At 63.5% G+C, this 25363-nt stretch carries 22 protein-coding genes and 1 tRNA gene; 13 read left to right on the top strand and 10 right to left on the bottom strand.

Going from position 1 to position 25363, the window contains the following annotated elements:
• Positions 1 to 3: 3 nt before the first annotated feature.
• Genes denD through NKI10_RS16070 form a run of 4 tightly spaced genes read right to left on the bottom strand, consistent with a single transcriptional unit; the run spans position 4 to position 2938 of the window.
• Complete coding sequence (gene denD, locus NKI10_RS16085) at positions 4 to 987, bottom strand: D-erythronate dehydrogenase (RefSeq protein ID WP_023701052.1); 984 nt, start codon at positions 985 to 987, stop codon at positions 4 to 6.
• A 12-nt stretch (positions 988 to 999) separates the two neighbouring features.
• The gene (locus NKI10_RS16080; protein ID WP_023701051.1) at positions 1000 to 1206 is read right to left on the bottom strand and encodes a hypothetical protein; all 207 of its coding nucleotides are present in this window, start codon (positions 1204 to 1206) and stop codon (positions 1000 to 1002) included.
• A gap of 58 nt (positions 1207 to 1264) precedes the next feature.
• Positions 1265 to 2236 (bottom strand): cation diffusion facilitator family transporter, encoded by a 972-nt coding sequence (locus NKI10_RS16075; RefSeq protein WP_352860901.1) that lies wholly within the window; start codon positions 2234 to 2236, stop codon positions 1265 to 1267.
• A gap of 15 nt (positions 2237 to 2251) precedes the next feature.
• Positions 2252 to 2938 carry a GNAT family N-acetyltransferase gene (locus tag NKI10_RS16070; RefSeq protein ID WP_023701049.1) on the bottom strand — a complete coding sequence of 229 codons (687 nt, stop codon included), beginning with the start codon at positions 2936 to 2938 and terminating at the stop codon, positions 2252 to 2254.
• 83 nt (positions 2939 to 3021) lie between these two features.
• Between NKI10_RS16070 and NKI10_RS16065 the strand changes: the two genes are divergently transcribed.
• Positions 3022 to 4206 carry a pyridoxal phosphate-dependent aminotransferase gene (locus NKI10_RS16065; protein ID WP_352860899.1) on the top strand — a complete coding sequence of 395 codons (1185 nt, stop codon included), beginning with the start codon at positions 3022 to 3024 and terminating at the stop codon, positions 4204 to 4206.
• Positions 4207 to 4218: 12 nt separating this feature from the next.
• On the opposite strand, the gene NKI10_RS16060 is transcribed toward NKI10_RS16065, so the two are convergent.
• Positions 4219 to 4980, bottom strand: a complete 762-nt coding sequence (locus NKI10_RS16060) for an SDR family oxidoreductase (protein ID WP_352860897.1) — start codon at positions 4978 to 4980, stop codon at positions 4219 to 4221.
• A gap of 355 nt (positions 4981 to 5335) precedes the next feature.
• On the bottom strand, positions 5336 to 6073 hold the full coding sequence (locus NKI10_RS16055) for a tellurite resistance TerB family protein (RefSeq protein ID WP_352860895.1): 738 nt from the start codon (positions 6071 to 6073) through the stop codon (positions 5336 to 5338).
• A gap of 202 nt (positions 6074 to 6275) precedes the next feature.
• Here NKI10_RS16055 and NKI10_RS16050 point away from each other — a divergent pair, with 202 nt between their 5' ends.
• On the top strand, positions 6276 to 6638 hold the full coding sequence (locus NKI10_RS16050; RefSeq protein ID WP_352860894.1) for a YybH family protein: 363 nt from the start codon (positions 6276 to 6278) through the stop codon (positions 6636 to 6638).
• A 23-nt stretch (positions 6639 to 6661) separates the two neighbouring features.
• On the opposite strand, the gene trhO is transcribed toward NKI10_RS16050, so the two are convergent.
• Positions 6662 to 7588 carry an oxygen-dependent tRNA uridine(34) hydroxylase TrhO gene (trhO, locus tag NKI10_RS16045; protein WP_352860892.1) on the bottom strand — a complete coding sequence of 309 codons (927 nt, stop codon included), beginning with the start codon at positions 7586 to 7588 and terminating at the stop codon, positions 6662 to 6664.
• 174 nt (positions 7589 to 7762) lie between these two features.
• On the opposite strand from trhO, the gene NKI10_RS16040 reads away from it, so the two are divergent.
• Positions 7763 to 8401, top strand: a complete 639-nt coding sequence (locus NKI10_RS16040; protein ID WP_023747148.1) for a 2-dehydro-3-deoxy-phosphogluconate aldolase — start codon at positions 7763 to 7765, stop codon at positions 8399 to 8401.
• A 137-nt stretch (positions 8402 to 8538) separates the two neighbouring features.
• On the opposite strand, the gene NKI10_RS16035 is transcribed toward NKI10_RS16040, so the two are convergent.
• From NKI10_RS16035 to NKI10_RS16025, 3 genes are all read right to left on the bottom strand, one after another.
• Positions 8539 to 8612 (bottom strand) — tRNA-Gln (locus tag NKI10_RS16035).
• A 120-nt stretch (positions 8613 to 8732) separates the two neighbouring features.
• A complete protein-coding gene (locus NKI10_RS16030) occupies positions 8733 to 10559 on the bottom strand; it encodes a peptidoglycan L,D-endopeptidase MepK (protein WP_352860890.1) in 1827 nt (608 codons plus the stop codon).
• 389 nt (positions 10560 to 10948) lie between these two features.
• The gene (locus tag NKI10_RS16025) at positions 10949 to 12487 is read right to left on the bottom strand and encodes a sigma-54-dependent transcriptional regulator (protein ID WP_352860888.1); all 1539 of its coding nucleotides are present in this window, start codon (positions 12485 to 12487) and stop codon (positions 10949 to 10951) included.
• 145 nt (positions 12488 to 12632) lie between these two features.
• Between NKI10_RS16025 and NKI10_RS16020 the strand changes: the two genes are divergently transcribed.
• The 10 genes from NKI10_RS16020 to hemH all read left to right on the top strand — a co-directional run bounded on the left by NKI10_RS16020 (position 12633) and on the right by hemH (position 25318).
• The gene (locus tag NKI10_RS16020; protein ID WP_352860886.1) at positions 12633 to 14471 is read left to right on the top strand and encodes a M3 family oligoendopeptidase; all 1839 of its coding nucleotides are present in this window, start codon (positions 12633 to 12635) and stop codon (positions 14469 to 14471) included.
• 412 nt (positions 14472 to 14883) lie between these two features.
• Positions 14884 to 15600 carry a helix-hairpin-helix domain-containing protein gene (locus NKI10_RS16015; RefSeq protein ID WP_352860885.1) on the top strand — a complete coding sequence of 239 codons (717 nt, stop codon included), beginning with the start codon at positions 14884 to 14886 and terminating at the stop codon, positions 15598 to 15600.
• A gap of 162 nt (positions 15601 to 15762) precedes the next feature.
• Positions 15763 to 16908, top strand: a complete 1146-nt coding sequence (locus tag NKI10_RS16010) for an aminodeoxychorismate synthase component I (RefSeq protein WP_352860883.1) — start codon at positions 15763 to 15765, stop codon at positions 16906 to 16908.
• Positions 16857 to 17519 (top strand): aminotransferase class IV family protein, encoded by a 663-nt coding sequence (locus NKI10_RS16005; protein WP_031245950.1) that lies wholly within the window; start codon positions 16857 to 16859, stop codon positions 17517 to 17519. Before NKI10_RS16010 ends, NKI10_RS16005 begins: the two co-directional genes overlap by 52 nt.
• Positions 17520 to 17571: 52 nt before the next feature.
• Entirely contained in the window at positions 17572 to 18495 is a 924-nt protein-coding gene (locus tag NKI10_RS16000; RefSeq protein WP_023817273.1) for a heme-dependent oxidative N-demethylase family protein, read from the top strand.
• 2 nt (positions 18496 to 18497) lie between these two features.
• Complete coding sequence (locus tag NKI10_RS15995; RefSeq protein ID WP_352860880.1) at positions 18498 to 19736, top strand: hypothetical protein; 1239 nt, start codon at positions 18498 to 18500, stop codon at positions 19734 to 19736.
• A 127-nt stretch (positions 19737 to 19863) separates the two neighbouring features.
• On the top strand, positions 19864 to 21309 hold the full coding sequence (locus NKI10_RS15990; protein ID WP_352860879.1) for a homospermidine synthase: 1446 nt from the start codon (positions 19864 to 19866) through the stop codon (positions 21307 to 21309).
• Between the two features lie 188 nt (positions 21310 to 21497).
• A complete protein-coding gene (locus NKI10_RS15985) occupies positions 21498 to 21875 on the top strand; it encodes an Omp10 family outer membrane lipoprotein (RefSeq protein WP_023683250.1) in 378 nt (125 codons plus the stop codon).
• Positions 21876 to 22072: 197 nt separating this feature from the next.
• Positions 22073 to 24100: a bifunctional metallophosphatase/5'-nucleotidase gene (locus tag NKI10_RS15980; protein WP_023747138.1), complete on the top strand. Its 2028-nt coding sequence runs from the start codon at positions 22073 to 22075 to the stop codon at positions 24098 to 24100.
• A gap of 153 nt (positions 24101 to 24253) precedes the next feature.
• Positions 24254 to 25318 carry a ferrochelatase gene (hemH, locus tag NKI10_RS15975; RefSeq protein ID WP_352860876.1) on the top strand — a complete coding sequence of 355 codons (1065 nt, stop codon included), beginning with the start codon at positions 24254 to 24256 and terminating at the stop codon, positions 25316 to 25318.
• Positions 25319 to 25363: the final 45 nt, after the last annotated feature.

Genomic DNA, 25363 nt, shown 5'->3' with positions numbered 1-25363 from the left:
GGGTCAGGCCTGACCCGCGATCATTCCGCCCAGCTCATCCTCGATATGAGCGCGGATGATTTCATCGAAACTGTTTTCGGCGCTGAAGCCGAGGTCCCTTGCACGGCGCGCCTCGAAGCGCGTCGGCCAACCCTTGACGATCGCCCAGATCGTTTCGTCGAGCTCCTCGCGGATCAGGCTCGCCACCTCGGCGCCTGCAGTGCGCTCCAGCGCCTCGATCTGCTCGCCGACGGTGACGGCAACGCCGGGCATGGTGAGGTTGCGGCGCGGCCCGACAGCGGCACCGTCGAGCCCGGCGGCATGGATCAGGAAACCGACCGCAGAGCGCGGGCTGGCATGGGTGTGCAGCACCGAGCGCGGCACCGGCAGGATCGCCTCGTGGCCGCTCAGCGGCTCGCGGATGATGCCGGAGAAGAAACCTGACGCCGCCTTGTTCGGCTTGCCGGGCCGCACGCAGATGGTCGGCAGCCTTATGCCGATGCCGTCGAAGAAGCCGCGCCTGGAATAGTCGGCCAGCAGCGCTTCGCTCATCTGCTTCTGCGTGCCGTAGGAGGTCAGCGGCGTCGGATGAAAGTCGTCCGGGATGACATCGGGGAACGGCGCGCCGAACACCGCGATCGACGAGGTGAAGACGAGGCGCGGCGCAAAGTCTGCCAGCCGCACGGCGTCGAACAGCGCCCGTGTGCCGTCGAGGTTGACGCGGTAGCCGAGATCGAAATTCGCCTCCGCCTCGCCCGACACGATGCCGGCGAGATGGAACATGACGTCGGGGCGTGACGCCACCAGGCTCTCGGCAGCACCGGCGTCGGCAAGGTCGCCCGTATGCGTGGCGATGCTGACGCCATCCATCGCCGGCGCCTGCGGCGGCACGATGTCGTGCAGGTCGAGCCCGGTGATCTTGCGGCCGTTGAGCGTGCCGTCCTTGGCCAGCCGGTCGACAAGTTTGCGGCCGACCATGCCGGCGGCGCCAGTAATCAGGATGCGCATTTCGAAAGCCTCTTATTTGCCCTTGTTCTGGTTGCGGCCCCGCAACCAGAACACCAGAAAAAATGCCAGCACGAAGGCGATGCCGACGATGCCGGCAAGTACGGTCGAGACATTGCCGACGGCCAGCATCACGGTCGGCAAATAGAACGCCGCGATGCCGAACAGCAGCATGATCCAGGCTGCGGCAATCAGCGCGTTTCGCGTGTCGCGGTCCATCATGCCGTCCCACCACAGCGGGAACTCGTCAACTCGGATGCCAATGCCATGAAATTCCCTGTCAGTGATAATGGCCGTGATGCGGTGGCGCACCATGGTCGTGGTCATGATCGTGCTCGTCACGGCTGTCGGCGCACTGGCCGAATTCCGGTTCAACCGTGGCGTGGCTGATGCCGTGTTCGGCGGCGAGCCGCTTCTTGATGGCGCTGACCGCCTGGTGCGGATCGACGCCATCGTTGAGGCAGGCATGCAGCGTCGCCATGTTGCTGGACCCGTCGAGCGACCAGACATGCATGTGATGCACTTCGCGCACGCCGTTGACGGTGCCGGCAATGTCCTTGGCGATGAGGTCGCGGTCGAGGCTTGCCGGTACGCCTTCGAGCAGGACGTGGGCGGCTTCGCGCATCAGCGACCACGCGGTGGACAGGATCAGCAGGGAGACCAGCACCGACAGAATCGGGTCGATCGGCGTCCAGCCGGTCGCCAGGATGACCAGCGCCGCCACGATCGCCGCCGCCGAGCCGAGCAGGTCGCCCAGCACATGCAGGATGGCGCCGCGCATGTTGAGGCTGTCGCGGTCGCCGCCATGCAGCACGAAGAACGAGGCGAAGTTTACCAGAAGGCCGGCGATCGCCACCACCAGCATCGGCCCGCCCAGCACCGGCGCCGGCGTCATCAGCCGGCCCCAGGCTTCGTAGACGATCCACAACGCAATGGCGAAGATGGCGATGCCGTTGGTGTAGGCGACCAGCGTCTTGACCCGGCCGAAGCCATAGGTCAGGCGCACTGTCGCCGGCCTTCCGCCAAGATGGAAGGCGTACCAAGCAAGGCCAAGCGCGATCGAGTCGGCGAGCATGTGGCCGGCGTCGGCCAGCAGCGCCAGTGATCCCGTCAAAAGGCCGCCAAGCCCTTCGGCCACCATGAAGCCGGCGGTCAGGCAGGCTGCGATCAGCACACGCTTCTTGTCGGTCGAGCCATGCACGTGGCCGGCGCCATGCCCAGCATGCGAACCATGATCATGGCTGTGCGCCATCGGAAAAAACTCCTGTTACGCGCCGAACTCGGCGCGGAAATCCTCGAGCCGCCGCTTCTGCCGGCCTTCGCCATCGAAATTGGCGGGATCGAGCCATGCCTCATAGGCTTTGCGCAGCGCCGGCCATTCCTTGTCGATGATCGAGTACCATGCGGTATCGCGGTTTTCACCCTTGACCACAAGATGCTGGCGGAAAATGCCCTCGAACTTGAAGCCGAACCGTTCCGCCGCGCGCTTTGACGGCTCGTTGCGGTTGTTGCATTTCCACTCGTAGCGGCGATAGCCGAGCCCGTCGAAAATATACTTCATGAACAGGAACTGCGCCTCGGTCGCTGCCGGCTTGCGCGAGATCAGCGGCCCCCAATAGATGTTGCCGATCTCGATGACGCCATAGGTGGGATCGATGCGCATCAGCGTCTGTCGCCCGGCGACCTTGCCGCTGGCCTTGTCGATGACGGTGAAGAACAGCGGATCCTCGCTCGCCTCGACCTTATCCAGCCATGGCTGGAAATCGGCGCGGGTTTGCGGCGGGTAGTCGGGCAGCCAGGCAAAGCGTCCATCGATGTCGGGCACGGACGACGCCTCGTACAACCCATCGCCGTGCTTTTCGGCGCTCAGCGGTTCGAGCCGGACATAGCGGCCGTCAATGGGCTTGCGCTCGGGCCGCGGACGCGCTTGCCAATCTTTGAGATTTTCCGACACGCAAAACTCCAATCCGTTTGACTTTTGTGAGCAGACGCTCACAAAAACGCGACCTAACAGCAAGAACCACACGGACGGGAAAAATGCTCCACACGATTTCGGCCTTCGACCGCCTCGGCGAGGAAAACGCCTTTGCCGTGCTGGCGCGCGCCACTGCACTGGCTCAACAGGGCCGCGACATCGTCAATCTCGGCATCGGCCAGCCCGACTTCAAAACGCCGCAGCACATTGTCGACGCAGCGATCAAGGCGCTGCGCGACGGTCACCATGGCTACACCCCGGCCAACGGCCTGCTGGCGACGCGCGAAGCGGTGGTGCGGCGCACGCTGGCCACCACCGGCGTCGAGGTCTCGCCGGAAAATGTGATGATCCTGCCCGGCGGCAAGCCGACCATGTTCGCGGCCATCTTGATGTTCGGCGAACCCGGCGCCGAGATCCTCTATCCAGACCCAGGCTTTCCGATCTACCGCTCGATGATCGAGTTCACCGGCGCCGCGCCCATTCCGGTGCCGATCCGCGAGGAGAACGGCTTTGCCTTCTCGGCAGAAGAGACGCTGGCGCTGATCACGTCGAAGACGAGGCTCCTGATCCTCAACTCACCGGCCAACCCGACCGGCGGCGTCACGCCGCGCGCCGAGATCGAGAAGCTGGTGAAGGGACTGCAAGCGCATCCGCAGGTCGCTATCCTCTCCGACGAAATCTACGACGTCATGACCTATGACGGCGAGACGCATTTTTCGCTGCTCAATTTTCCGGAAATTCGCGACCGGCTGATCGTGCTCAACGGCTGGTCGAAGACATGGGCGATGACCGGCTGGCGCATGGGCTGGTCGATCTGGCCGAATGGCGACAAGGGCGCGCATCTCTACGACAAGGTCCGCAAGCTGGCGGTCAATTGCTGGTCCTGCGTCAACGCGCCGAGCCAGTTCGCCGGCATCTCCGCCATCGACGGCCCCCAGGACGATGTCGACAAGATGATGCGCGCCTTCGACAACCGCAGGAAGATCGTGGTCGAGGGGCTGAACGCGCTGCCCGGCGTCTCCTGCATCACGCCCAAGGGCGCATTCTATGCCTTCCCGAATGTTTCGAAGACCGGCTGGAAGGCCAAGAAGCTCGCCTCGGCACTGCTCGAGGAGGCCGGCGTGGCGCTGATCGGCGGCCCCGATTTCGGCATTCTCGGCGAAGGCTACATCAGGCTCTCCTACGCCAATTCCGAAGAGAACATCTTGCACGCGCTGGAGCGGATCGAGGCGTTTTTGAAGAAGTAGGCCTTCGGCTCTTCACCCACGCCCCACGAACGGCATCTTGGTCGCCATCACGGTCATGAACAGCACGTTGGCGTCGAGCGGCAGGCTGGCCATGTGGACGACGGCGTCGGCGACGCGTTGGACGTCCATCACCGCCTCGGCGGCGATGGTGCCATTGGCCTGCGGCACGCCGACCGTCATTGCGTGCGCCATATCGGTCAGCGCGTTGCCTATATCGATCTGGCCGCAGGCGATGTCATAGGGCCGGCCGTCGAGCGCCAGCGTCTTGGTCAGCCCCGATATGGCGTGCTTGGTCGCGGTGTAGGGCACCGAGCCCGGCCGTGGCGCATAGGCCGACACAGAGCCATTGTTGATGATGCGGCCGCCCATTGGCTTTTGCTTGCGCATGACGCCGAAGGCGGCGCGGGCGCATAGGAACGATCCGGTGAGATTGACTCCGACAATATCGTTCCAGACCTCGACCGGGATCTCGTCGATGGGCGTCGACTTGTAGCTCATGCCGGCATTGTTGAAGAGCAGGTCGACGCGGCCGAAGGCTGCGGCCACCGTCTCGAACAGGTCATCGACTTCGTCGGCCTTGCTGATGTCGCAGGCAACCGCCAGCGCCTTGGCGTCCGTTTTCCCGGCCTCGGTAATGGCGGCATCGAGCACCGCTTTGCGGCGGCCGCAAAACACCGTGTTCCAGCCCGCCTTCAGCAGCGCCGTGGCGACGCTCTTGCCGATGCCGGTGCCGGCGCCGGTGACGATGGCGGTTTTCTCTGGGAGGGCTGTCATGGATTTTGCTCCTGCGCGCCGCGCATCCCGGCACAGATCGGGGTGCATCCGAATGCACCGACCCATCGCAAATGAAGGCGATCATGGCAAGTCGGACACTAATGCATGTCGCTCAAAAGTGGCCCCAGTTTTGAAACAACGACATGCGTCAGGACAAAAACATGAAGCGCGACGCGCTTTATGTGATCGGTCCAACAAAAAGGGCGGTCATTGGCGACCGCCCCCTGATCTGAACCGGGCTTGGGAGGAGGAAAGCCGATCCGACTGACTAAAATCATGCGCTTCCTCGGTAAACGAGACGTTAACGCATTTTTTCCGCCTCGGCCCCCCTGCCTCAGGCGCGCGGCTGCGTTGTCTACCAGCGCGGGTTCGGCGCCGTGCCTGACGGAACCGGCACCTTGGCCGCCGACACCGTAGCCTCGACATGATCGACGAGCGCATCCGGCAGGCCGAGCCGGCCGGCGAGCAGGTCGAGATAGCCGCGTTCGGCGCGCGTATCGGGGTCGATCGTCAGTCGCGACGCGGTGTAGAGCTCGAGCCTCTGCTCATCGGTCTTGGCGCCTGCGACCAGCGTATCGAGGTCGAGCGGGCTGTCCAGCTCGGCCATCAGAAACTTTTCCGCTTCCGTGCCGATGCCGGCCAGACTGAGCTTGCCGGCGATCTTTTGGCGTTCCGCGTCATCGACATGGCCATCGGCCTTGGCCGCCGAGATCATCGCCCGCACCAGGGTCAGCGTGAGCTCGTCCTCCCCCTGTGGCGCCTGTGAAGGATGAAAGCCGGTGTCGGCGGGCGGCGGCAGCAATTCCGGCTGGCCGGCCGCCGGCGCCTGCTCGGGTGCATTGCCGGCCTTGTAATTCTGGTAGGCCTTGTAGGCGAGACCGCCGATCGCAGCCAGTCCGCCGAGCTTCACGGCCGTGCCGGTGACCTGCCGTCCCGTGCCGGTTCCAAGCAGCACCGCGGCCAGCGCACCGGCGGCCAGCGGATTGTCCTTGGCCATCTGCACAGCCTGCCCGGCCTTGTCGCGAACGGTGCCGGTTGTGCCGGGAACTTGCGAGCCGAGCAGATCGTCGAGAAGCTTTTTGGGGTCGAACATGGTGCCTCCAGAAAAGGGCCCGCGAAACGTGGACGGGCAGGTTTTGGACGTTGCAGACGTAGGGCCCGCACACTGACATTACAATGACGGACGCACGCTTTGCTATCGGCCCGGCAATGCCGCAAATCGGTAATCGGTGTGTCGATACCGGCCTCGGCTTGCGCTAATGTCGCCGCCGCATTGCCGAGGGAGGAACCTTGCCGTGACCGATCAACCTGGCCGGGAACCGGCGCGCGATCCGCAGGATCTGGAACGTCTGCTGATCGAGCGGCAGTGGGTGGGAGACATTGACGGCATGGTGGCGCTGTTCGAACCCGATGCCGTCATAGACACCGGAGCAGCCGAATTGACGCGTGGCCACGAGGCGATCCGCGCTTTGTTCGAAGCCTTTGCCGAGAGCGGGCGAAAATTCCAGCGCGGCGAGCAGCGCCCGGCGGCCATCAACGGCGACCTCGCGTTGACGTCGACCAGGCTTGCCGACGGCTCGATAATCTCAGAGGTCGCGCGCCGGCAGGCCGACGGCACATGGCTGTGGGTGATCGACCGCTATTCCGTCGCGTGGTGATCCAGTCAGGGCGTCGGCGGCACTTAACTGCCGATATGTCCCCTGCCCTGCGCCTGCGCAAGTTCGACCTGGCGCTGGCGCTCCGCATAGCGGGTGCGATCCTCATCCGAGCGTGCCTCGTAGCAATGCGGGCATGACACGCCGGTGGAAAAATGCGGCGACAGCCGGTCCTCAGGCGTCAGCGGATGCCGGCAGGCGCGGCAGAGTTCGGCCTCGCCTTCGGTCAACCCATGCGACACCGAGACCCGCTCGTCGAAGACGAAACACTCGCCCTGCCACAGGCTGTCTTCGGCCGGGACCTCTTCAAGATATCTGAGGATGCCGCCCTTGAGATGGAACACATCCTCGCAGCCGAGCGACTTCACATAGGCCGTCGCCTTTTCGCAGCGGATGCCGCCGGTGCAGAACATCGCGACCTTGCGGCCGTCGAGTTGGTCGCGGTGTTTTTCCACCCAGGCCGGGAATTCGCGAAAGCTCGACGTGCGCGGGTCCACCGCGCCCTCGAACGTGCCGATCGACACTTCGTACGCGTTGCGTGTGTCGATGACGATGGTGCCGGGGTCCGAGATCAGCGCGTTCCAGTCGGCCGGCGCGACATAGGTCCCCGCACCCGTCGCCGGGTCGAGGTCTTCGACGCCCATGGTGACGATCTCGCGCTTCAGCCGCACCTTCATGCGATGGAACGGCATTTCGGCGGCAGTGCTGTATTTGACCTCGAGATCGGCAAGACCCTCGATGGCCTCGAGATAAGCGATCAGGTCGGCTATGTCGGTTTCGCTGCCGGCGACCGTGCCGTTGATGCCTTCCCGCGCCAGAAGCAGCGTGCCCTTGATGCCGCGCCCGCAGCAGAAGGCGGCAAGCGGCGTGCGCAATTCTCGCAGCGCGTCGAAGTCGCCCAGCCTCGCAAATTTGTAGAGCGCGCCGACGCGCACGGGTTCACGGTTGGTCATCGCCAAGCCACTAGACCGTGGTCAAAGCGGATTCAAGGCAGAGCTAAAGACACCTTGTCGGTATTCGCCAGCAGGCTCGTTGGCCGACATGTGACATCGCGGCAGGCCGGGTTTCGTGGACTCGGAATCGGCCTTCTGCTAATCGGTTGAAATCACCCAGGGAGAGACAAGCCAATGCCCAGCAAGACCGAAAAGCTCCTGTCGCTGCTCAATGGCCAGCCGGTCATTCCGGTGCTGAAGATCGCCAATGTCGCGGACGCCGTCCCGCTCGCCCGGGCCCTGGCCGCCGGCGGCCTGCCGGCGATCGAGATCACGTTGAGAACCGCCGATGCGCTGGAAGCGATCCGCCGCGTGGCCGGTGAGGTCGAGGGCGCCATTGTCGGCGCCGGCACAATTCTCGATGCCAAGCAGTTCGACCAGGCAGCGGCGGCTGGCTCGAAGTTCATCGTCAGCCCCGGCATCACGCGCGAGTTGCTGGCGGCGGCCAAGGACAGCGACGTTCCCTTGCTGCCCGGCGCCATCACGCCCGGCGAGATCATGGCTGCCCGCGAGGCCGGCCTGCGGTTCCTGAAATTCTTCCCGGCCGAACAATCCGGCGGCATCGCCTCGCTGAAGGCCTTTGCCTCGCCGCTGGCCGACGTGAAATTCTGCCCGACCGGCGGCATCTCGGCCAAGAACGCCGCCGACTATCTCAGCCTGTCCAACGTTATCTGCGTCGGCGGCTCGTGGGTGGCGCCGGACGAGTTGGTCAAGGCCGGCAAGTGGGATGAGATCGAGGCGCTCGCACAGACCGCGAGCAAGCTCGGAAAATAACCTCCGCTACTTTGTCTTTGCGCAATTCCCAAGGGAAGCGCTCCGCGCTTTCCCGGGAAAATCACAGTGTTCCCGGAATTGCACTCGGCACAAAAACCCGCCAGCTGCGCCGACCGGGTTTGCACGCGTTGAGATTTTGGTTCCCGCTCATGGGCTCGAACCACGATTCACGCCTTCAAAGGGCGCTGTCCTACCATTAGACGAAGCGGGAATGCAGTTTGGTGGTTAGCATTCTGTGGCGATGGAAGCCAGTGCTCGATATCTCGCTAGAAGCAAAAGCCGCACGGCTTGCCCAGCGCGGCTTCGATTTCGATATTGACCGGGTCACGCCCTACTTCGTCTGGAAGCGGGCGACCGAAAGGAATTTTACGGCATTGCCGGTGAAGCGGTTGGCATCGGCCATCTGGTTGTCCGCCTGGAAGCCTGCGGTGTAGACCTCGCTCGGCGGCGTATGCACGATGTTGTAGGCATAGCGCGGCGCTGTCGTCGGGCTGGAAACGGTGGCGATGTTGTCGCCGCTGCTCAGCGCCCAGCGGGCCGCCTGCGGTTCGGCCGCCACCAGCACTGCCTTCGGTCCTGGCTTCAGGTCGCGGGCCGAAGCCCTGGCTTCCTTGCGTGTCGTCTTGACGCCGGCGCCGATCACCGAGGCTGGATCGGTACCGGCGGGACGGGCAGCAATAGCGCCGCGCGGCGATGCGGCATCGACACCTGACGGATCGTTGAACGCCGAGCGCGGCTCAAGCGACGCAACCTGATAGTCGTCGGTAGCACCGGCTGTATCGGCGGCGCTGGCCTGTTCGAGAACCGCCTTGACCTCGTCCGGACGCTGCGACGGCAGCACCGAGAACGCGTCGGTTGCGGTCTGCTTGTGGGCAGCCGTATCGGCCAGCGCCAGCAGAACGCCCTTGTCCTGCGGCGCAAGCTCAGCCGGCGGCGAAGAGCGGTCGGGACGCCAGGTCGGCAACGGGACGTTGACCGCGACCTGCGCCGGAGCGGCAGCTTGATCGGCCCCCTGGTCGGCATTGCTCGCATCGGCCGTGCCGAACGGCACATTGGCCGGCGCCTGCGCCGTCGCCACCGTCTGTTCGGTGGTGGCATCGGCCACGCCGAACGGCACGGTCTCAGGTTGTTGCGCGCCGACATCGGCCTTCGGCCGCGGTGCGAAAGCGGGCAGCGGCACTTCCTTGGCGGGCAGCGCGGCGATGATCGTCTCCGGCGTGTCCTGCGGCTCCGAATCGTCAGCGCTGTCGTCGGCAAGCTGCGGAATGTTGGCGCGCTTGGCGTTCTGCGGCGACACGATCGCGATGCCAGGCAGATTGCTGTTGTTGTTGCTCTTGGCAGCCAGCACCGGCTTCACACTTCTCGGCGGCGGCGCGGCGGTAGCGACATCGGCGCTGTCGTCGGCTTCGTCTTCACCGCCACCGCCAAAGAACGCGGACAGGAAGCCACCGGATTTCTTGGTGCTGCCGCCTGCGCTGGCCATCATGATGGCAGGAGAACCGGCGCCCTTGCGCGCCTTGTAGGAGGCGAGCGCCTGGTCATAACCCGGCAACGGCCTGCCGTCGCTCGGCACATGCAGCGTCTTGCCATTGGGGAACAGGCTGACCAGTTCCTGGCGGCTGATGCCTGGCCAATGCCGCACATTGCCGACGTCCATGTGGACGAAGGGCGAACCCGACGAGGGATAGTAGCCGACGCCGCCGCCCTGCATCTTCAGGCCGATGTTGCGCAGCTTTTTCAGCGGCACACCCGGAATGTAGAAGTCCATCGCCTTGCCCAGCATATGCTGGCTTTCCTTGGCGACACCGCGGCTGCGGCTGCGCAGCATCGAATTGGTCGACGGCGAGCGATAGCCGCAGACGACCTGGATATAGTCGGTGGCGCCGGCCTGCCGGTAAGCTTCCCACACCAGATCGAGCAGGCGCGGATCCATCTTGGTCGGTTCGTTGCGACGCCAGTCGCGCAGGATGATGTTGATCTTCCTGAGGCCTGCCGGATCGTAGCGGCCATTGCGCTTGTAGACGATCTCGGCCTTTTCGTGCGTGTGGAGGTGATAGAGCTTGAGCGAGCGCGTTTCAGCGCTGGCGCCGCCAGCAGTTGCGGCGAGGAAAGCGAACGCAACGATCAACGCTGCCAGCCATCTCGGCCAGACGCCCATGTGATCGCGCCGCCCGTTTCTGTGTCGTTCGACTTTGTTCAAATCAAAAGGCCTTGCAGGCTGCCGTTTGTCCCCGGATTTGTCCAAACGGATGCGTGGTTCTCACATCCGAATATCGATCCTAATGGTTAATCATCGCTTATTGAAGCCGAAATGCGGTAACACCGTGGCGATATCCCGTCAAAAATAATACACAGGATTTCTTGGTAAACTGCTGGTTTAGATCAAGATTCAGCCTTTTCCCGCTACACGATCTGTTACCGCTGGCCTTAATGCGTGAACAACGCTGTCCGCATCAGCCATATTCCCGCCCCAACCCCCTTATGCAGCGCCGGATATGGCACGGCAGTGGTCCCGGCCTTGCGTTGGCAAGCTGTGGAATTCGGCGTTCAGGAGGCAAGGCGGTCGAGGCGACCGGTTTCCGGGTCGATGCCGTATTCCTTGAGCTTGCGGTAGAGCGTCGAGCGGCCGATGCCGAGACGCCGTGCGACCTCGCTCATCTGGCCGTTATAATGGTCGATGGCGAGCTTGATCATTTCGAGTTCGACATCGGCCAGCGCACGCACATTGCCACGCTCGTCCAGCGCCCGCAGCGTGCCGAAACGCTGAAGCAGCCTCGCCGGAGGGGCGGGCTCGGCAGCTGCAGTACCGGCGTCGTCAGTCTGCGCGCCATCGCCTTGCGATCCGGTGCTCAAGGCCATGCCGGGGTCCGACAAGGACGCATCGGCGTCGAGATTGACGGTGCCGTCGACCTGCGCCCGGATCTGCGGAAATTCGTCAGTCGTGAGCACATCGCCTTCGGCAAGCACCGAGGCCCTGAACACGGCGTTTTCCAGCTGCCTGATGTTTCCCGGCCAATCATAGGCCTGCAGCATGGCCACTGCGGCATCCGAGATGCCGTGCAGGCGATTGCCCGCCGGCGCCACCTTGTCCATGAAATGCTTGACCAGATAGGGGATGTCGTCGCGGCGGTCGCGCAGCGGCGGCACGACGATCGGGTAAACGTTGAGCCGGTAGAACAGGTCCTCGCGAAACTTGCCGTCCTTGACCTGCTGCAGAAGGTTGCGGTGCGTGGCCGAGATCAGCCTGATGTCGACCCTGACGGTGGAACGGCCGCCGACCGGATCGACCTCGCCATCCTGCACGGCGCGCAACAGCTTGACCTGCACGTCGAGCGGCAGGTCGCCGATCTCATCCAGGAACAGCGTGCCCGAATGCGCCTCGACGAACTTGCCGGTGTGCTTTTCGGTGGCGCCGGTGAACGAACCTTTTTCGTGACCGAACAGGATCGATTCGACCAGATTGTCGGGGATGGCGCCGCAATTGACGGTGACGAACGGCTTTGTGCGGCGTTCGCCGCTGCCCTGGATGGCGCGCGCCACCAATTCCTTGCCGACGCCCGATTCGCCCTCGATCAGGATCGGGATGTTGGAGGCCGCAGCCTTCTGGCCGAGGCGGATCACCCGGTCCATCGCCGGGCTGTGCGTGATCATGTCCTTGAATGTCAGGTGGCCGCCCCGACGCCGCGACGTGCGCTTGACCTCGTCCTCGACCGCCTCGACCTTGAGCGCGTTGCCGATCGCGGTCTGCAGCCGGTCGGGAGACGCCGGCTTGACGACAAAATCGAAGGCGCCGTGGCGCATCGCCGAGACCACCGTTTCGATGCCGCCCTGCGCAGTCTGCACGATGACGGGAACAGTGATGCCGCGCTCGCGCATCGCCTTCAGCACGCCGATGCCGTCGAGGCCCGGCATGACAAGGTCGAGGATGACTGCCGAAATATCCCTCGCATTGGGTCCGTCAAGCGCGCTCAGACCGGCCTCGCCGCCATCGGCAACTATGGCGCTGTGGCCGAATTTCGTCACCGCCGCCTCGAGCAGCCGGCGCTGCACGGGATCGTCATCGACTATAAGAATGGAACCTGTCATGACTGATTTGAGTTGCCCGCCTGGGAAATTCCCATGGATCATCTTGGCACAGGGTTCTAAACAAGGTTTCAAAAAACCCGGTGAACGAATTCCTTAGGATTTGACCGGCTTGTCCTTTCCCCTTGATTCCAGAAGGTAATTGTTGATGAGCAGGATTCTCGATCGACAGCTTGCGGCGGTAGCGTCCGGTCAGGGCGCGGCGGAACTCGGCGACCTGCCGGAATGGAATCTCGCCGATCTTTATTCCGGCATGGAGGCGCCCGAACTGAAGCGCGACCTTGCCAAGGCGGCGGCCGATGCCGTCGCCTTCGAGAACCGCTGGAAGGGCACGCTGGCTGCGGAGGCCGGGCGCGGCAGCGCCGGCCGGCTTGGCGAGGCGCTGACAGCCTATGAGGCGCTGGAGGAACTGATCGGCCGCATCGTCTCCTATGCCGGCCTGATCTATGCCGGCAACACCGCCGATCCGCAGCGCGCAAAGCTCTATGGCGACATCCAGGAGAAGATGACCGACGCCAGCGCGCATCTTCTGTTCTTCGCGCTGGAGCTGAACCTGATCGATGACAAGGCGCTCGAATCCGCCCTCGCCGCCGACGCCGGCTTTGCCCATTACCGGCCTTGGGTGCTCGACCTCAGAATGGACAAGCCCTACCAGCTCGAGGATCGGGTCGAGCAGCTGTTCCATGAGAAGTCGATCACCGGGCGCGGTGCCTGGAACCGGCTGTTCGACGAGACGATGACCGATCTGCGTTTCGACATAGACGGCGAGGAACTGACGCTGGAGCCGGCGCTGAACCGCCTGCAGGACGCCGATGGGGAGGTCCGCCGCCGCGCCTCCGAAGCGCTGGCCACAACCTTCCGCAAGAGCCTGCGCACCTTCACGCTGATCACCAACACGCTGGCCAAGGACAAGGAGATTTCCGACCGCTGGCGCGGCTTCGAGGACATCGCCGACTCACGCCATCTCGCCAACCGTGTCGAGCGCAGCGTGGTCGACGCGCTGGCATCGGCCGTGCGCGAGGCCTATCCGCGCCTGTCTCATCGCTACTATGCGATGAAGGCGCGCTGGCTGGGCATGGAGGTGATGAACCACTGGGACCGCAACGCGCCCTTGCCCGAAACGCCGCAAGCCGTGATCCCTTGGGACGACGCCAGGAACACCGTGCTGTCGGCCTATCAGCGCTTTTCCCCCGATATGGCGGAGATCGCCCGCGTCTTCTTCGACCGCAACTGGATCGACGCGCCGGTCAGGCCCGGCAAATCGCCCGGCGCCTTCGCCCATCCGACCGTGCCTTCGGCGCACCCTTACGTGCTGCTCAACTACATGGGCAAGCCGCGCGATGTGATGACGCTGGCGCATGAACTCGGCCACGGCGTGCATCAGGTGCTGGCCGGCGGCCAGGGCGCGCTGATGGCTTCGACGCCGCTGACTTTGGCCGAGACGGCCTCGGTGTTCGGCGAGATGCTGACCTTCCGTTCGCTGCTCGACCAGACCACCGACAAGCGCGAGCGCAAGGCGATGCTCGCCCAGAAGGTCGAGGACATGATCAACACGGTCGTGCGCCAGATCGCCTTCTACGAGTTCGAACGCAAGGTGCATGCAGAGCGCAAGAACGGCGAACTGACCTCCGACAAGCTCGGCCAGTTCTGGCTCGAGGTGCAGGCCGAAAGCCTGGGGCCGGCGATCAAGCTGCGCGAGGGCTATGAGGTCTTCTGGACCTACATCCCGCACTTCGTCCACTCCCCCTTCTACGTCTACGCCTATGCCTTTGGCGACTGCCTGGTGAACTCGCTCTACGCGGTCTACCAGAACGCTGAGCATGGCTTCCAGGATAAGTATTTCGAGATGTTGCGCGCCGGCGGCACCAAGCATCACTCGGAGCTTCTCGCGCCCTTCGGCCTCGACGCCACCGACCCCGCCTTCTGGCAGATCGGGCTTGGCGTGATCGGCGGCCTGATCGACGAGTTGGAAGCGCTCGACAGTTAATGCGCGCACCCATTGGACCGATGGCTCAGAGTGGCAGGTTCAGCAGCGGCCTCGACTTTGCAGAATCGCAGAACAGTTTAGCCGGAATGCATGTGACGGCAGCTCTGTTCTTGTTCTAAATATCTGTTCTTGAATAACTCTCCGGCGAAAATTCCGTTAGCTTTCCCGAAGCCGTATGATAGCTTTCCGACTGAAGCTCAGCCGGGCGCGCGGCTTAAGGCCGGACAGTATCCCGGCCCATGGCAGCGGTCTGACGAATGCGACAGCGACGGTTGGCAATGGGCGGAAAGCCGAACGCCGACACTCGACGACAGACCGGCTGTTCCCTGAGCCGCCGAACCACATTGGATGATCCGATCTGCCAAGGTCATGACTTGGGACGGCGGCGGACGGATCCGACTGGAGAGAGACGATGACCTTCTTTTACATTGTCCTGGCGTTCCTTGTAGGTGTGTTGGTTGGCTGGTTTATCTGGGGCCGGCTGCGCGGCGAACTTGACAGCCTGCGCGGCGATCTCGACCGCACCCGCAGCGAGCGTGACAGACTGCGCGCCGACGCCGATCGCCTGACCGGCGAACTCGACGCCTGCGGCAAGACCCGCGCCGATCTCGAACGCCGGCTGCGTGAAACATCAGCTCCATCCGCCAAGCCTTCAAGTTCGGCGCCGGCTGCGCTGGTATCGACAGCGGCAACGGCCAAGTCCGCCCGGGCCGCGAAACCGGCCCCCGCCAAACCCGCCGCGGCCAAACCAGCTGCGGCCAAATCCGCGGCCGCAAAACCAGCGGCCAGCAAACCTGCCGCCGCCAAGGCCGCGCCCAAAGCCGCTGCTTCAAAACCCGCTGCCGTCCCGAAGAAGGCCGCCCCGGCAGCAGGGAAGGCCGACAATCTGCGCCGCCTGATCGGTATCGGCCCGGTCAACGACAAACTGCTCAAGGGCCTTGGCGTCACGACCTACGCGCAGATCGCCGGCTGGACCGCGGCCGACGTCAAGCGCATCGAGGACACGCTGAATTTCGACGGCCGCATCGCTCGCGAAAAGTGGGTCGAGCAGGCCAAGCTGCTTGCCGCCGGCGACGAAAAGGAGTTCGCACGCCAATTCCCGAGCGCCGGGACCGCCAACAACAGCTGATCTGTATCGGCAACATAACCAGAAGGCGGCGCTCTCGGGCGCCGTCTTTGTTTTTGCATTCGCCACTGTCTTTGCGCCCTGCGACGCCGCTCCCTCGATTGCACGCCGCCCGGCCCCCATATAGAGCGGTTCTGGCGTCATCGACCGCAGTACCCGAGCCCCATGCCCCTGCCCTCTGCCATTTTCCGCAACGATGAAAGCGGCCGTCAGTTGGTCTTCGACCACCCGGCCGACATCATCATTGCCTATGATGCCAAGGATTTTCTGCCGGCCCTGGCGGCTGCGCAGGCGGCGAGCGATGCCGGCAAATGGCTGGCCGGCTATTTCTCCTACGAAGCGGGCTATCTGCTCGAACCGAAACTCGTGCCGCGGCTGCCTGAAGGCCGGCGTGCGCCACTGGTTTGTCTGGGTGTCTTCGATGCTCCGGTCGAAGAGGGCGTGCCGCGCAACGATGCGCCGGCCACCAATGGCCCCATCTTCGACGCCAGGGCCAGTTGGTCCGCTCAGGACTACGCCAGACGCTTCGCGCGCCTTCACGACCACATCCGCAAGGGCGATTGCTACCAAGGCAACCTGACCTTTCCGGTCCGTGCCCAATGGTCGGGCGATCCGCTTGCTGCCTTCGACGCACTGACAGGACGCCAGCCGGTCAAGTATGGCGCGCTGATTTCGCTCGGCGATCCCATCATCTTGTCGCGTTCGCCCGAGCTGTTCTTCGCGATCGATGCCGAAGGCATGATCGAAACCCATCCGATGAAGGGTACCGCACCGCGCGGCGCGACCAAGGCCGAGGACGCGCGGTTGAAGTCCTTCTTGCGCAACGACGAAAAGAACCAGGCCGAGAACCGGATGATCGTCGATCTCCTGCGCAACGACATCTCCCTGATCAGCGAGATCGGCACGCTGGAAGTGCCGGAACTGTTCCGCATCGAGAGCTACCCGACCGTCCATCAGATGGTGAGCCGTGTGCGGGCGAAGCTTCTGCCTTGTCTCGGCATCCGCCAAATCTTTGGCGCGCTGTTTCCCTGTGGCTCGATTACCGGCGCACCGAAAATCCGCGCCATGGAAATCCTGCACGACCTGGAAGAGACACCGCGCGACGTCTATTGCGGCGCCATCGGCTGGATCGCGCCTGGCGGCATGATGCGCTTTTCGGTGGCGATCCGCACCATATCGCTCTTTTCCAGTGGCGAGGCCGTTTACAATGTCGGCGGCGGCGTCGTCTTCGATTCGACGGCGCAAGAGGAGTATCAGGAGTGTCTGCTGAAGGCGCGCTTCGCGACGGGGACACCGCCGATTTCGAGCTGATCGAGACGATGCGCTGGGAGCCCGGCCAGGGCTTTCTGCGCTTCGAACGCCATCTCGCGCGCCTTTACGGCTCGGCGGAAGAACTCGGCTTTGCCTGCGATCCGCAGCGGATCGGCGAGGTGCTGGCGAATACTATCGGGGCGCAGCAGACGGCGTTGCGCACCCGGCTCGTCCTGCAGCGCAATGGCGAAGTGACCGCCTCGGTCCAGGCCTATGAGCCGTTCGCCGCCGACAAGGTCTGGCGGCTGCAGCTGGCACGGGTGCGGCTCTCCTCGGCCGACACGCTGCTGCGCCACAAGACCGGCCGGCGGCAAGTCTACACTCACGCCCGCTCCGAATATCTGATCACCCAGGCCGACGAAGTGTTGCTCGCAAATGAGCGCAGTGAAATCTGCGAAGGCACCATCACCAACGTCTTCGCCGATTTCGGTGATGGCATGCTGATGACACCCAGGCTCGACTGCGGCCTGCTGCCTGGCGTATTGCGCGCCGAGCTGCTGGACGAAGGCCGCGCCCAGGAGGCGATCTACAGCTATGACGAGTTGAAATCCGCCAAAACACTGTTCGTCGGCAATTCTCTGCGCGGCTTGATCCCGGCAACATTGGCCTGATACGAAGCGGCTGCGAGAATAACCGCCGGCATTGGACACTTTCTAGCGAAGCATGAATTCTCGTCAGCCCACGCACACGCCCTATGATGGCTCCTCAAAGCTCTTCACCATCGGGCTGAAGCCGCTCGAGCTCGACAAGTGGATCGAGGTCGACCGGTATCTCTTCGACCATCTCGCCGAAAAGCGCCGGCTCTATGCCGAAATTCCCGACAAGGTGTTTGTCGAGGAAGACGGCACGCGCGACACCCAGCGCGAAGTGCGCGGCCTCATCGAAGCACATCTGCTGTCGACATTTCCCGGGATGTACCGGCGCACCAATGCCGGGGTTGAGGTCATTGGCGCCAAAGCCGACTCTGACGCCACCTTCCCCGATGCCCCGCTGGTCGCAGCGTCGCTGCTCGTCCAGGAAGACCTGATCCTGATGCGCCGTGACGACACCGGCTGGCGGCTCGCCGCCGGCTCGCTGTGTTTCCCGTCATCCTGGTCGCTGGTCGAGAAATTCGGCCGGCCGCTGCAGCAGATCCACGCACCGGTGCCGGGCTTCGGTCCGGGCACCAGGCCGGCCGAGCTCATCAACCGCATGTTCGACGGCCTGCAGGGCCAGGCCGTCGAACGCTTCAACTGGTCGATCCAGGCCGGCGACGCGCTCTATCATCCGCTCTCCAATGTCGAGCGCATCGACCGTGCCACCAACCGCCCCTCGCGATTTCCCGACGGCGACGTCAACGCCCACGCCTTCATCCGCGTCGAGCGCCAGACGCTGCGCAAACTGCCTCTGTCGCGCGACATCCTGTTCACCATCCGCATCCATCTCGACCCGCTGAAAGTGCTGGCGCGGCATCCCGACCGGGCAACGCTTGCCGCCTCTTTCGCGGCGCAATTGCAGGCGCTGGATGAGGCTCAACTCGACTATAAGGGGATGACATCAGACCGTGACCGGCTGATGCAACGCCTGCAAACCATGGCTCAGGAGTGACGATGATCCGACATGTTCTGAAGCTAGCCGTCCTGCTCGGTGCATTGCTGGCGTTGCCGGCAACAGCGCATGCGGAACCGGTGACCTATGCGGGGAAGCTCGGCAACATCGACATCGTCGTCGAGTTTACCGGTGATCCGGCGACGGCTGGAGAGGCACTGGCGGGCCGCTATTTCTACCGCTCCAAGGGCGTCGATATTCCTCTGCAGGCGAAGTCGAGCAAGGGCGCCACCTTTCAATTGGCCGAGGAAGAAGCCTGCGATGCCAAGAAGTGCGGCGACGGCCAGGCTCCACCCATCGGCGCCGTCTGGCGGTTGAGTTCCGCCGACAAGGGCAAGACGCTGGAAGGCACCTGGACGGCCAAAAAGACCCTGCCGCTGAAGCTGACAAGGATCGCCAGCCGTGCCCAGACGGAGACGCCGGCGACGACGCCACGCGATCTCTATGATTTCACCGACATGACATTCTCGGGCGACGATGCGCCGATCACCATGGCGGCATCGCCCTACGACTATCTCAAGCTGGATTTCGCGCCCAAGCCAGACGCCAAGGAAGGTTGGCCGGATGCAGCCTACAACTATGTCACCGATCCGCGCACCAAATTCGCCAGGCCGCGCATCGTCGATCTCGCCGGCAGTGCGCCGATCGAAGCCGCCAATGCCTTGCTGCAGAACCGCCATTGGCATGACAGCCTCAGCGCCTTGACGTGCGCGGCGCTGCAATACGCCGGCTTCCACGATGGACCACCGATGGAGGGCATGGATGACGATTCGCTTGGCGGCTACGAAGACACGACGTCCAAAGTGACGTCATTGACGCCGAAGCTGATGAGCTGGTCGGAATCCGGCAGCCTCTATTGCGGCGGTGCGCATCCGAACAACTATTCCGACGCCTATGTCATGGACGTGCGCCGTGGCGCCTTGCTTACCCTTCAGGACATGTTTTCCGATACGGGCGACGGCAAGCCAGGCCCCTCGCTGGCCGCCTTCGTCAGGGAAAACCGCAAGAAGCCAAGCGACCAGACCGAGGTGGATTACGAGGCCGAATGCGGCATCGACGATTTGATCGGCGACTATCTCGGCGCCAGCCTGAAGCGCGATGGCGACAGGCAGGTTCTGGTCTTCGGCCTGCAAGGTTTGCCCAACGTCATCCAGGCTTGCGGCGGCGATCTCGTTGAAATGCCGGTCTCCGAAGCACAAGCGCTGTTCACACCGGAATTCGCGAAACTGCTCGAACCGTAGGCGTATCTGCGCGGCCGGGAACTAACCTTATCCCTGCTTTTCGCTTTATTGTGACAATGATCTATGGTTTGTCGCGCGGCGGTCGAACGGCCGTTTTGGCGCGTTGCTTGAAGGAGTGCTCGATAAAATGGCGAATGAAAACTGGCCCGTTTACGGTGAAATCACCGGCCCTGTCGTGATGATCGGCTTTGGTTCGATCGGACGGGGAACGCTGCCTCTGATCGAGCGCCATTTCAAATTCGACAAGTCGCGCATGACGGTCATCGACCCGCTCGACACCGACCGCAAGCTGCTCGACGAGCGCGGCATCGCCTTCGTCCAGGAGCACGTGACCGAGAAAAACTACAAGAAACTGCTGACGCCGCTTTTGACCAATGGTGGCGGCCAGGGCTTTTGCATCAATCTGTCGGTCGATACCGGCTCGGTCGACCTGATGCGGCTCTGCCGCAAGCTCGGCGTGCTCTACATCGACACCGTCGTCGAGCCGTGGCTCGGCTTCTATTTCGACGCCAAGGCCGACAATGCCAGCCGCACCAACTACGCGCTGCGCGAAGCCTTGATCAAGGAGAAGCACGACAAGCCCGGCGGCGCTACCGCGGTTTCGACCTGTGGCGCCAATCCGGGCATGGTCTCGTGGTTCGTCAAGCAGGCGCTGCTGAACCTTGCGGGCGACCTCGGCCTCGAGTTTTCCGAACCCGCGCAGGACGACCGTGACGGCTGGGCGAAGCTGATGAAGCAGGCCGGCGTCAAGGGCATCCACATCGCCGAGCGCGACACCCAGCGCACCAAGAAGCCGAAGCCGATGAACGTGTTCTGGAACACCTGGTCGGTCGAAGGTTTCATCTCGGAAGGGCTGCAGCCGGCCGAGCTCGGCTGGGGCACGCATGAGAGATGGATGCCGAAGAACGGCAAGGAGCACAAGCATGGCTCCAAGGCTGCGATCTATCTCGAACAGCCCGGCGCCAACACCCGCGTGCGCTCCTGGTGCCCGACGCCGGGCGCGCAATACGGTTTCCTGGTGACGCACAATGAGGCGATCTCGATCGCCGACTTCTTCACCGTGCGGTCGAAGAAGGGGAAGGTGCAATACCGCCCGACCTGCCACTATGCCTATCACCCCTGCAACGACGCCGTGCTGTCGCTGCACGAAATGTTCGGCGCTGCCGGCAAGCCGCAGCCGATCCACCATGTGCTTGACGAAAACGAACTGGTCGACGGCGTCGACGAGCTTGGCGTGCTGCTCTACGGCCATGCCAAGAACGCCTACTGGTACGGTTCGCAGCTGTCGCTGGCCGAAGCCCGCAAGCTGGCGCCCTACCAGAACGCTACCGGCATGCAGGTCACCTCGGCCGTGCTCGCCGGCATGGTCTGGGCGCTGGAAAACCCGGAAGCCGGCATCGTCGAGGCCGACGAGATGGACTACAGGCGCTGCCTGGAAGTGCAGTCCCAGTATCTCGGACCGGTCAAGGGCTACTACACCGACTGGACGCCGCTCGATAACCGTCCGGGCCTGTTTCCCGAGGACCTCGACAAAAGCGACCCGTGGCAATTCCGCAACATCCTCGTTCGATAGCGGTTCCATACCCCTGCCTCACTGCCTTGCAATCGCCCGGAAATCGGGCGATTGAAGGGATGCGGACGAGAGCAGTGTGCATCCATTTGGACGCACGAGGGACGGCTCTGGAAACTTGAGGCCACGCACATCGTGTTCTCCAAAGCGTCGTTTGACGATTGGGCCGATGCGTCAGGAGAGGATTTGATATGACGATTGCGCGCAAAATTCTTTCTGCGGGCGCGGCGGGCGCTCTTGCGACGATGCTTGCCGCCTGCACCACCGGCGGCTCCGACGGGCCACCGATCTCATCGCAGGCGCGAGGCGTCGAAGGCTCATGGCTGAACGCCGAAGGCAAGGCGGTCTCGACATTGAACGGCGGCGTCTTCACCACCGTTTCGGCGGAGACCGGTGAGAAATTCGCTGACGGCAGCTACACCAAGACCGGCGCCACCTCGGTCGAGATCAACGGAACCTCGCTGATCCGGCAGCAGCCAATCGCTTTCAACTGCCTGCTGGTGTCCATAAACCAGCTGAATTGCACCAGCTCCGCCGGGCAGAACTTCGTGCTGACCAGGCGCGGCTGAACCTTTCCCATGCGGCTTTGCGGATGGCGGGGGCGCGATGCCGCCGCCTTTTTTATGCCGGCAAACCGATGCCGGTTATCCGCCCTGATTCTTCTTGCATCGCCACAACCGCGATGTGAACATACCCGAAATGCTGGCTGTTATCCTGCAGTCGGGCAAGAGCGCTAAACGCCTTTGATCATATCCGGGAGACGAAGATGAAGAAGCTCGCCGCCATTGCCGCCCTCTCTGCCTCGACACTCGGCCTGTCGGCCGCACCATCCTTTGCCGACTACACGTTGAACATCCTGCATTTCAACGATTGGCACAGCCGCATCGAAGGCAACAACAAATACGAGTCAACCTGCTCGGCCGAGGAAGAGACCAAGGGTGAGTGCATCGGCGGCGCCGGCCGGCTGGTCACCGCGATCGCACAGGAGCGCAAGAAGCTCGAAGGCCAGAACGTGCTGCTGCTCAATGCCGGCGACAGCTTTCAGGGATCGCTGTTCTACATCACCTACAAGGGCACGGCGGAGGAGGAATTCCTCAATCAGATCAAGCCCGACGCGGTGACGCTCGGCAACCACGAATTCGACGATGGCGAGAGCGCGCTGGTGCCTTATCTCGACAAGGCGAAGTTCCCGATCGTCAGCGCCAATGTCGTGCCCAACGACAAGTCCGGCGCCGCAGGCAAGATCAAGCCGTCGATTGTGCTTGAGGTCGGCGGCCAGAAGATCGGCATTGTCGGCGCCGTGACCAACGACACGCCGGAACTCGCCTCTCCCGGCCCCAACATTACCATCGAGGACGACGTCAAGTCGATCACCGCCGAGGTCGAGAAGCTGAAGGCGCAAGGCGTCAACAAGATCATTGCCGTCACCCATATCGGCTACAGGCGCGAGCGCGATGTCATCGCCAAGATCCCGGGCATCGATGTGGTGGTCGGCGGCCACAGCCATTCGCTTCTGTCCAACACCGACCCGAAGGCTGAAGGCCCCTACCCGACGATGGTCGACAACCCCGACGGCTCCAAGGTGCCTGTCGTGCAGGCCGCGTCCTATTCGAAATATCTCGGCGAATTCAAGGTCGTGTTCGACGACAATGGCAACGTCAAGGAAGCCAGCGGCGACCCGATCTTCCTCGACAAGTCGATCACTCCCGATCCGGCCGTTCTTGCCCGCATCAAGGAGCTTGGCGCGCCGATCGAGGCGCTGAAGAACAAGGAAGTGGCCGAGACCACCGAGGCCATCGACGGCAGCCGCGAAAGCTGCCGCACCAAGGAATGCGCGATGGGCAACCTCGTCTCCGACGCCATCCTCGACCGCGTCAAGGGACAGGGCGTCGAGATCGTCGTCTCGAATGGCGGCGGCCTGCGTGCTTCGATCGACAAGGGCACCGTCACCATGGGCGAGGTGCTGACCGTGCTGCCGTTCCAGAACACGCTGGCGACCTTCCAGATTTCCGGCAAGGATCTGGTTGCCGGGCTGGAAAACGGCGTCAGCCAGGTCGAGGACGGCGGCGGCCGCTTCCCGCAGGTGGCAGGTCTCAAATACTCCTTCGACAAGTCGGTCGCGCCCAATGCCGGCCGAGTCAAGTCGGTCGAGGTGATGCAGAACGGTGCCTGGGCGCCGATCAATTCGGACAAGGACTATCTGGTCGCCACCAACAATTACGTCCGCCAGGGCGGCGACGGCTATAAGGTCTTCGCCGAGAAGGCCAAGAACGCCTATGATTACGGCCCGGGCCTCGAACAGGTGGTCGCCGACTATCTCGCCGCGCACCGGCCCTACACGCCCAAGCTCGACGGCCGCATCACCGAGGTTGCCGCAACCGTAGCGGCTGCCCCGGCCGCCGAGCCGGCAAAACCAGCCGAACCGGCACCTGCTCCAGCGGAACCGGCAAAATCGGCCGAGGCTGCACCGGCGGAGCCGGCGATGCCCGCATTGCCGGCAGGCTCCGGCGACATCACCACCACGCCGCCGACTGTCCCGGCGGAAACCGCCCCGGCAACGCCGGCTCCGGCCGAACCGGCAAAACCGGCCGAAGCCGCACCTGCTCCGGCAAAGCCGGCTGACGGCGCCCCGGCCGAAGCCAGCCATGTCATCGTCGCCGGCGATACCTATTGGGATCTCGCCAAGAAGGCCTACGGCGACGGCGCCAAGTGGAAGGTGATCTCCGAGGCCAACAAAGGCTACGAGCCACGCCGGCTTCCGGTCGGCGCGAGCTTGACCATTCCGGCGAAGTAACCTCGCTTCGCGCTTGCGACCAGCAAAATCCGTCCGGGAAACCGGGCGTTTTTGGCTTTCAGGGTAAGGTGCGGCCAGACGCAGCATTGAAAACTCGCGCCGCATCGCTAGGTTCGCCCGACATCGTCGGTTTCGCGGTGTCGGGAGACCTTCATGACGCTTTCCACGCCTGTCGACCCCAAAGCCGCGAAAGCGCTCGACCTGCTGCCGGCGGGACATCCGCCGGTAAAGGCAGGCAAGATCGGCGTCATGCTGGTCAATCTCGGCACGCCCGACGGTACCGATTTCAAGCCGATGTGGCGTTATCTCCGCGAATTCCTGTCCGATCCGCGCGTCATCGAACTCAACAAGGCGATCTGGTATCCGATCCTCTACGGCTTGGTGCTGACCACCAGACCGAAGAAGTCCGGCGCCAATTACGCCAGGATATGGAACCGCGAGAGGAACGAGTCGCCGCTGCGCACCTACACCCGCGCGCAGAGCGAAAAGCTGGCCGCAGCGCTCATCGACCTACCCGATGTCGTGGTCGACTGGGCGATGCGCTACGGCAACCCCTCGACCGCGAGCGTCGCTCAAAGGCTGGTCGAACAAGGCTGCGACCGCATCCTGTCGTTCCCACTCTACCCGCAATACTCCGCGACCACCACCGCGACCGCCAACGACCAGCTGTTTCGCGCCTTGATGAAGATGCGCCGCGCGCCTGCCGTGCGCAGTGTTCCGCCCTACTATGACGAGCCGGTCTACATCGAGGCGCTCGCCCATTCGATCGAACGGCATCTGGCAACGCTAGACTTCGAGCCCGAGGTGGTCATCACCTCCTATCACGGCATCCCGACGCCCTATTTCGAGAAGGGCGATCCCTATCACTGCCACTGCCAGAAGACGACACGGCTGTTGCGTGAACGACTGGGGTGGGATGAAAAGAAGCTGATCATCACCTTCCAGTCGCGCTTCGGCGCCCAGGAATGGCTGCAGCCCTACACCGACAAGACGGTCGAGAAACTGGCGAAGGACGGCGTGAAATCGATCGCCATCGTCAACCCAGGCTTTTCCGTCGACTGCATCGAGACGCTGGACGAAATCGGCCGCGAGGCGGCCGAGACCTTCCATCACGCCGGCGGCGAGAAATTCGCCCACATCCCGTGCCTCAACGACAGTGCAGAAGGCATGGCGGTGATCGAGGCGATGGTGCGGCGCGAGCTGTCGGGCTGGGTCTGAGGCCGCCACGTTGCGGCGATCGATCGCCGCAGTTGCGCTATTCCA

This window comes from Mesorhizobium sp. M0802 (assembly GCF_040320115.1).
In the GTDB taxonomy this organism is placed as follows: Bacteria; Pseudomonadota; Alphaproteobacteria; order Rhizobiales; family Rhizobiaceae; genus Mesorhizobium.
The sequence above is the reverse complement of the archived record's forward strand: the minus strand, read 5'-3'. Positions and strand labels throughout refer to the sequence as shown.

Coding starts and splice junctions, on each gene's coding strand:
- NKI10_RS15990 (WP_352860879.1), top strand. CDS start 19,864: ATGGCGAATGAAAACTGGCCCGTTTACGGTGAAATCACCGGCCCTGTC.
- denD (WP_023701052.1), bottom strand. CDS start 987: ATGCGCATCCTGATTACTGGCGCCGCCGGCATGGTCGGCCGCAAACTT.
- NKI10_RS16030 (WP_352860890.1), bottom strand. CDS start 10,559: ATGGGCGTCTGGCCGAGATGGCTGGCAGCGTTGATCGTTGCGTTCGCT.
- NKI10_RS15985 (WP_023683250.1), top strand. CDS start 21,498: ATGACGATTGCGCGCAAAATTCTTTCTGCGGGCGCGGCGGGCGCTCTT.
- NKI10_RS16020 (WP_352860886.1), top strand. CDS start 12,633: ATGAGCAGGATTCTCGATCGACAGCTTGCGGCGGTAGCGTCCGGTCAG.
- NKI10_RS16000 (WP_023817273.1), top strand. CDS start 17,572: ATGAATTCTCGTCAGCCCACGCACACGCCCTATGATGGCTCCTCAAAG.
- trhO (WP_352860892.1), bottom strand. CDS start 7,588: ATGACCAACCGTGAACCCGTGCGCGTCGGCGCGCTCTACAAATTTGCG.
- NKI10_RS16040 (WP_023747148.1), top strand. CDS start 7,763: ATGCCCAGCAAGACCGAAAAGCTCCTGTCGCTGCTCAATGGCCAGCCG.
- NKI10_RS16015 (WP_352860885.1), top strand. CDS start 14,884: ATGACCTTCTTTTACATTGTCCTGGCGTTCCTTGTAGGTGTGTTGGTT.
- NKI10_RS16060 (WP_352860897.1), bottom strand. CDS start 4,980: ATGACAGCCCTCCCAGAGAAAACCGCCATCGTCACCGGCGCCGGCACC.
- NKI10_RS16065 (WP_352860899.1), top strand. CDS start 3,022: ATGCTCCACACGATTTCGGCCTTCGACCGCCTCGGCGAGGAAAACGCC.
- NKI10_RS15995 (WP_352860880.1), top strand. CDS start 18,498: ATGATCCGACATGTTCTGAAGCTAGCCGTCCTGCTCGGTGCATTGCTG.
- NKI10_RS16080 (WP_023701051.1), bottom strand. CDS start 1,206: ATGATGGACCGCGACACGCGAAACGCGCTGATTGCCGCAGCCTGGATC.
- NKI10_RS16010 (WP_352860883.1), top strand. CDS start 15,763: ATGCCCCTGCCCTCTGCCATTTTCCGCAACGATGAAAGCGGCCGTCAG.
- NKI10_RS15980 (WP_023747138.1), top strand. CDS start 22,073: ATGAAGAAGCTCGCCGCCATTGCCGCCCTCTCTGCCTCGACACTCGGC.
- hemH (WP_352860876.1), top strand. CDS start 24,254: ATGACGCTTTCCACGCCTGTCGACCCCAAAGCCGCGAAAGCGCTCGAC.
- NKI10_RS16055 (WP_352860895.1), bottom strand. CDS start 6,073: ATGTTCGACCCCAAAAAGCTTCTCGACGATCTGCTCGGCTCGCAAGTT.
- NKI10_RS16075 (WP_352860901.1), bottom strand. CDS start 2,236: ATGGCGCACAGCCATGATCATGGTTCGCATGCTGGGCATGGCGCCGGC.
- NKI10_RS16025 (WP_352860888.1), bottom strand. CDS start 12,487: ATGACAGGTTCCATTCTTATAGTCGATGACGATCCCGTGCAGCGCCGG.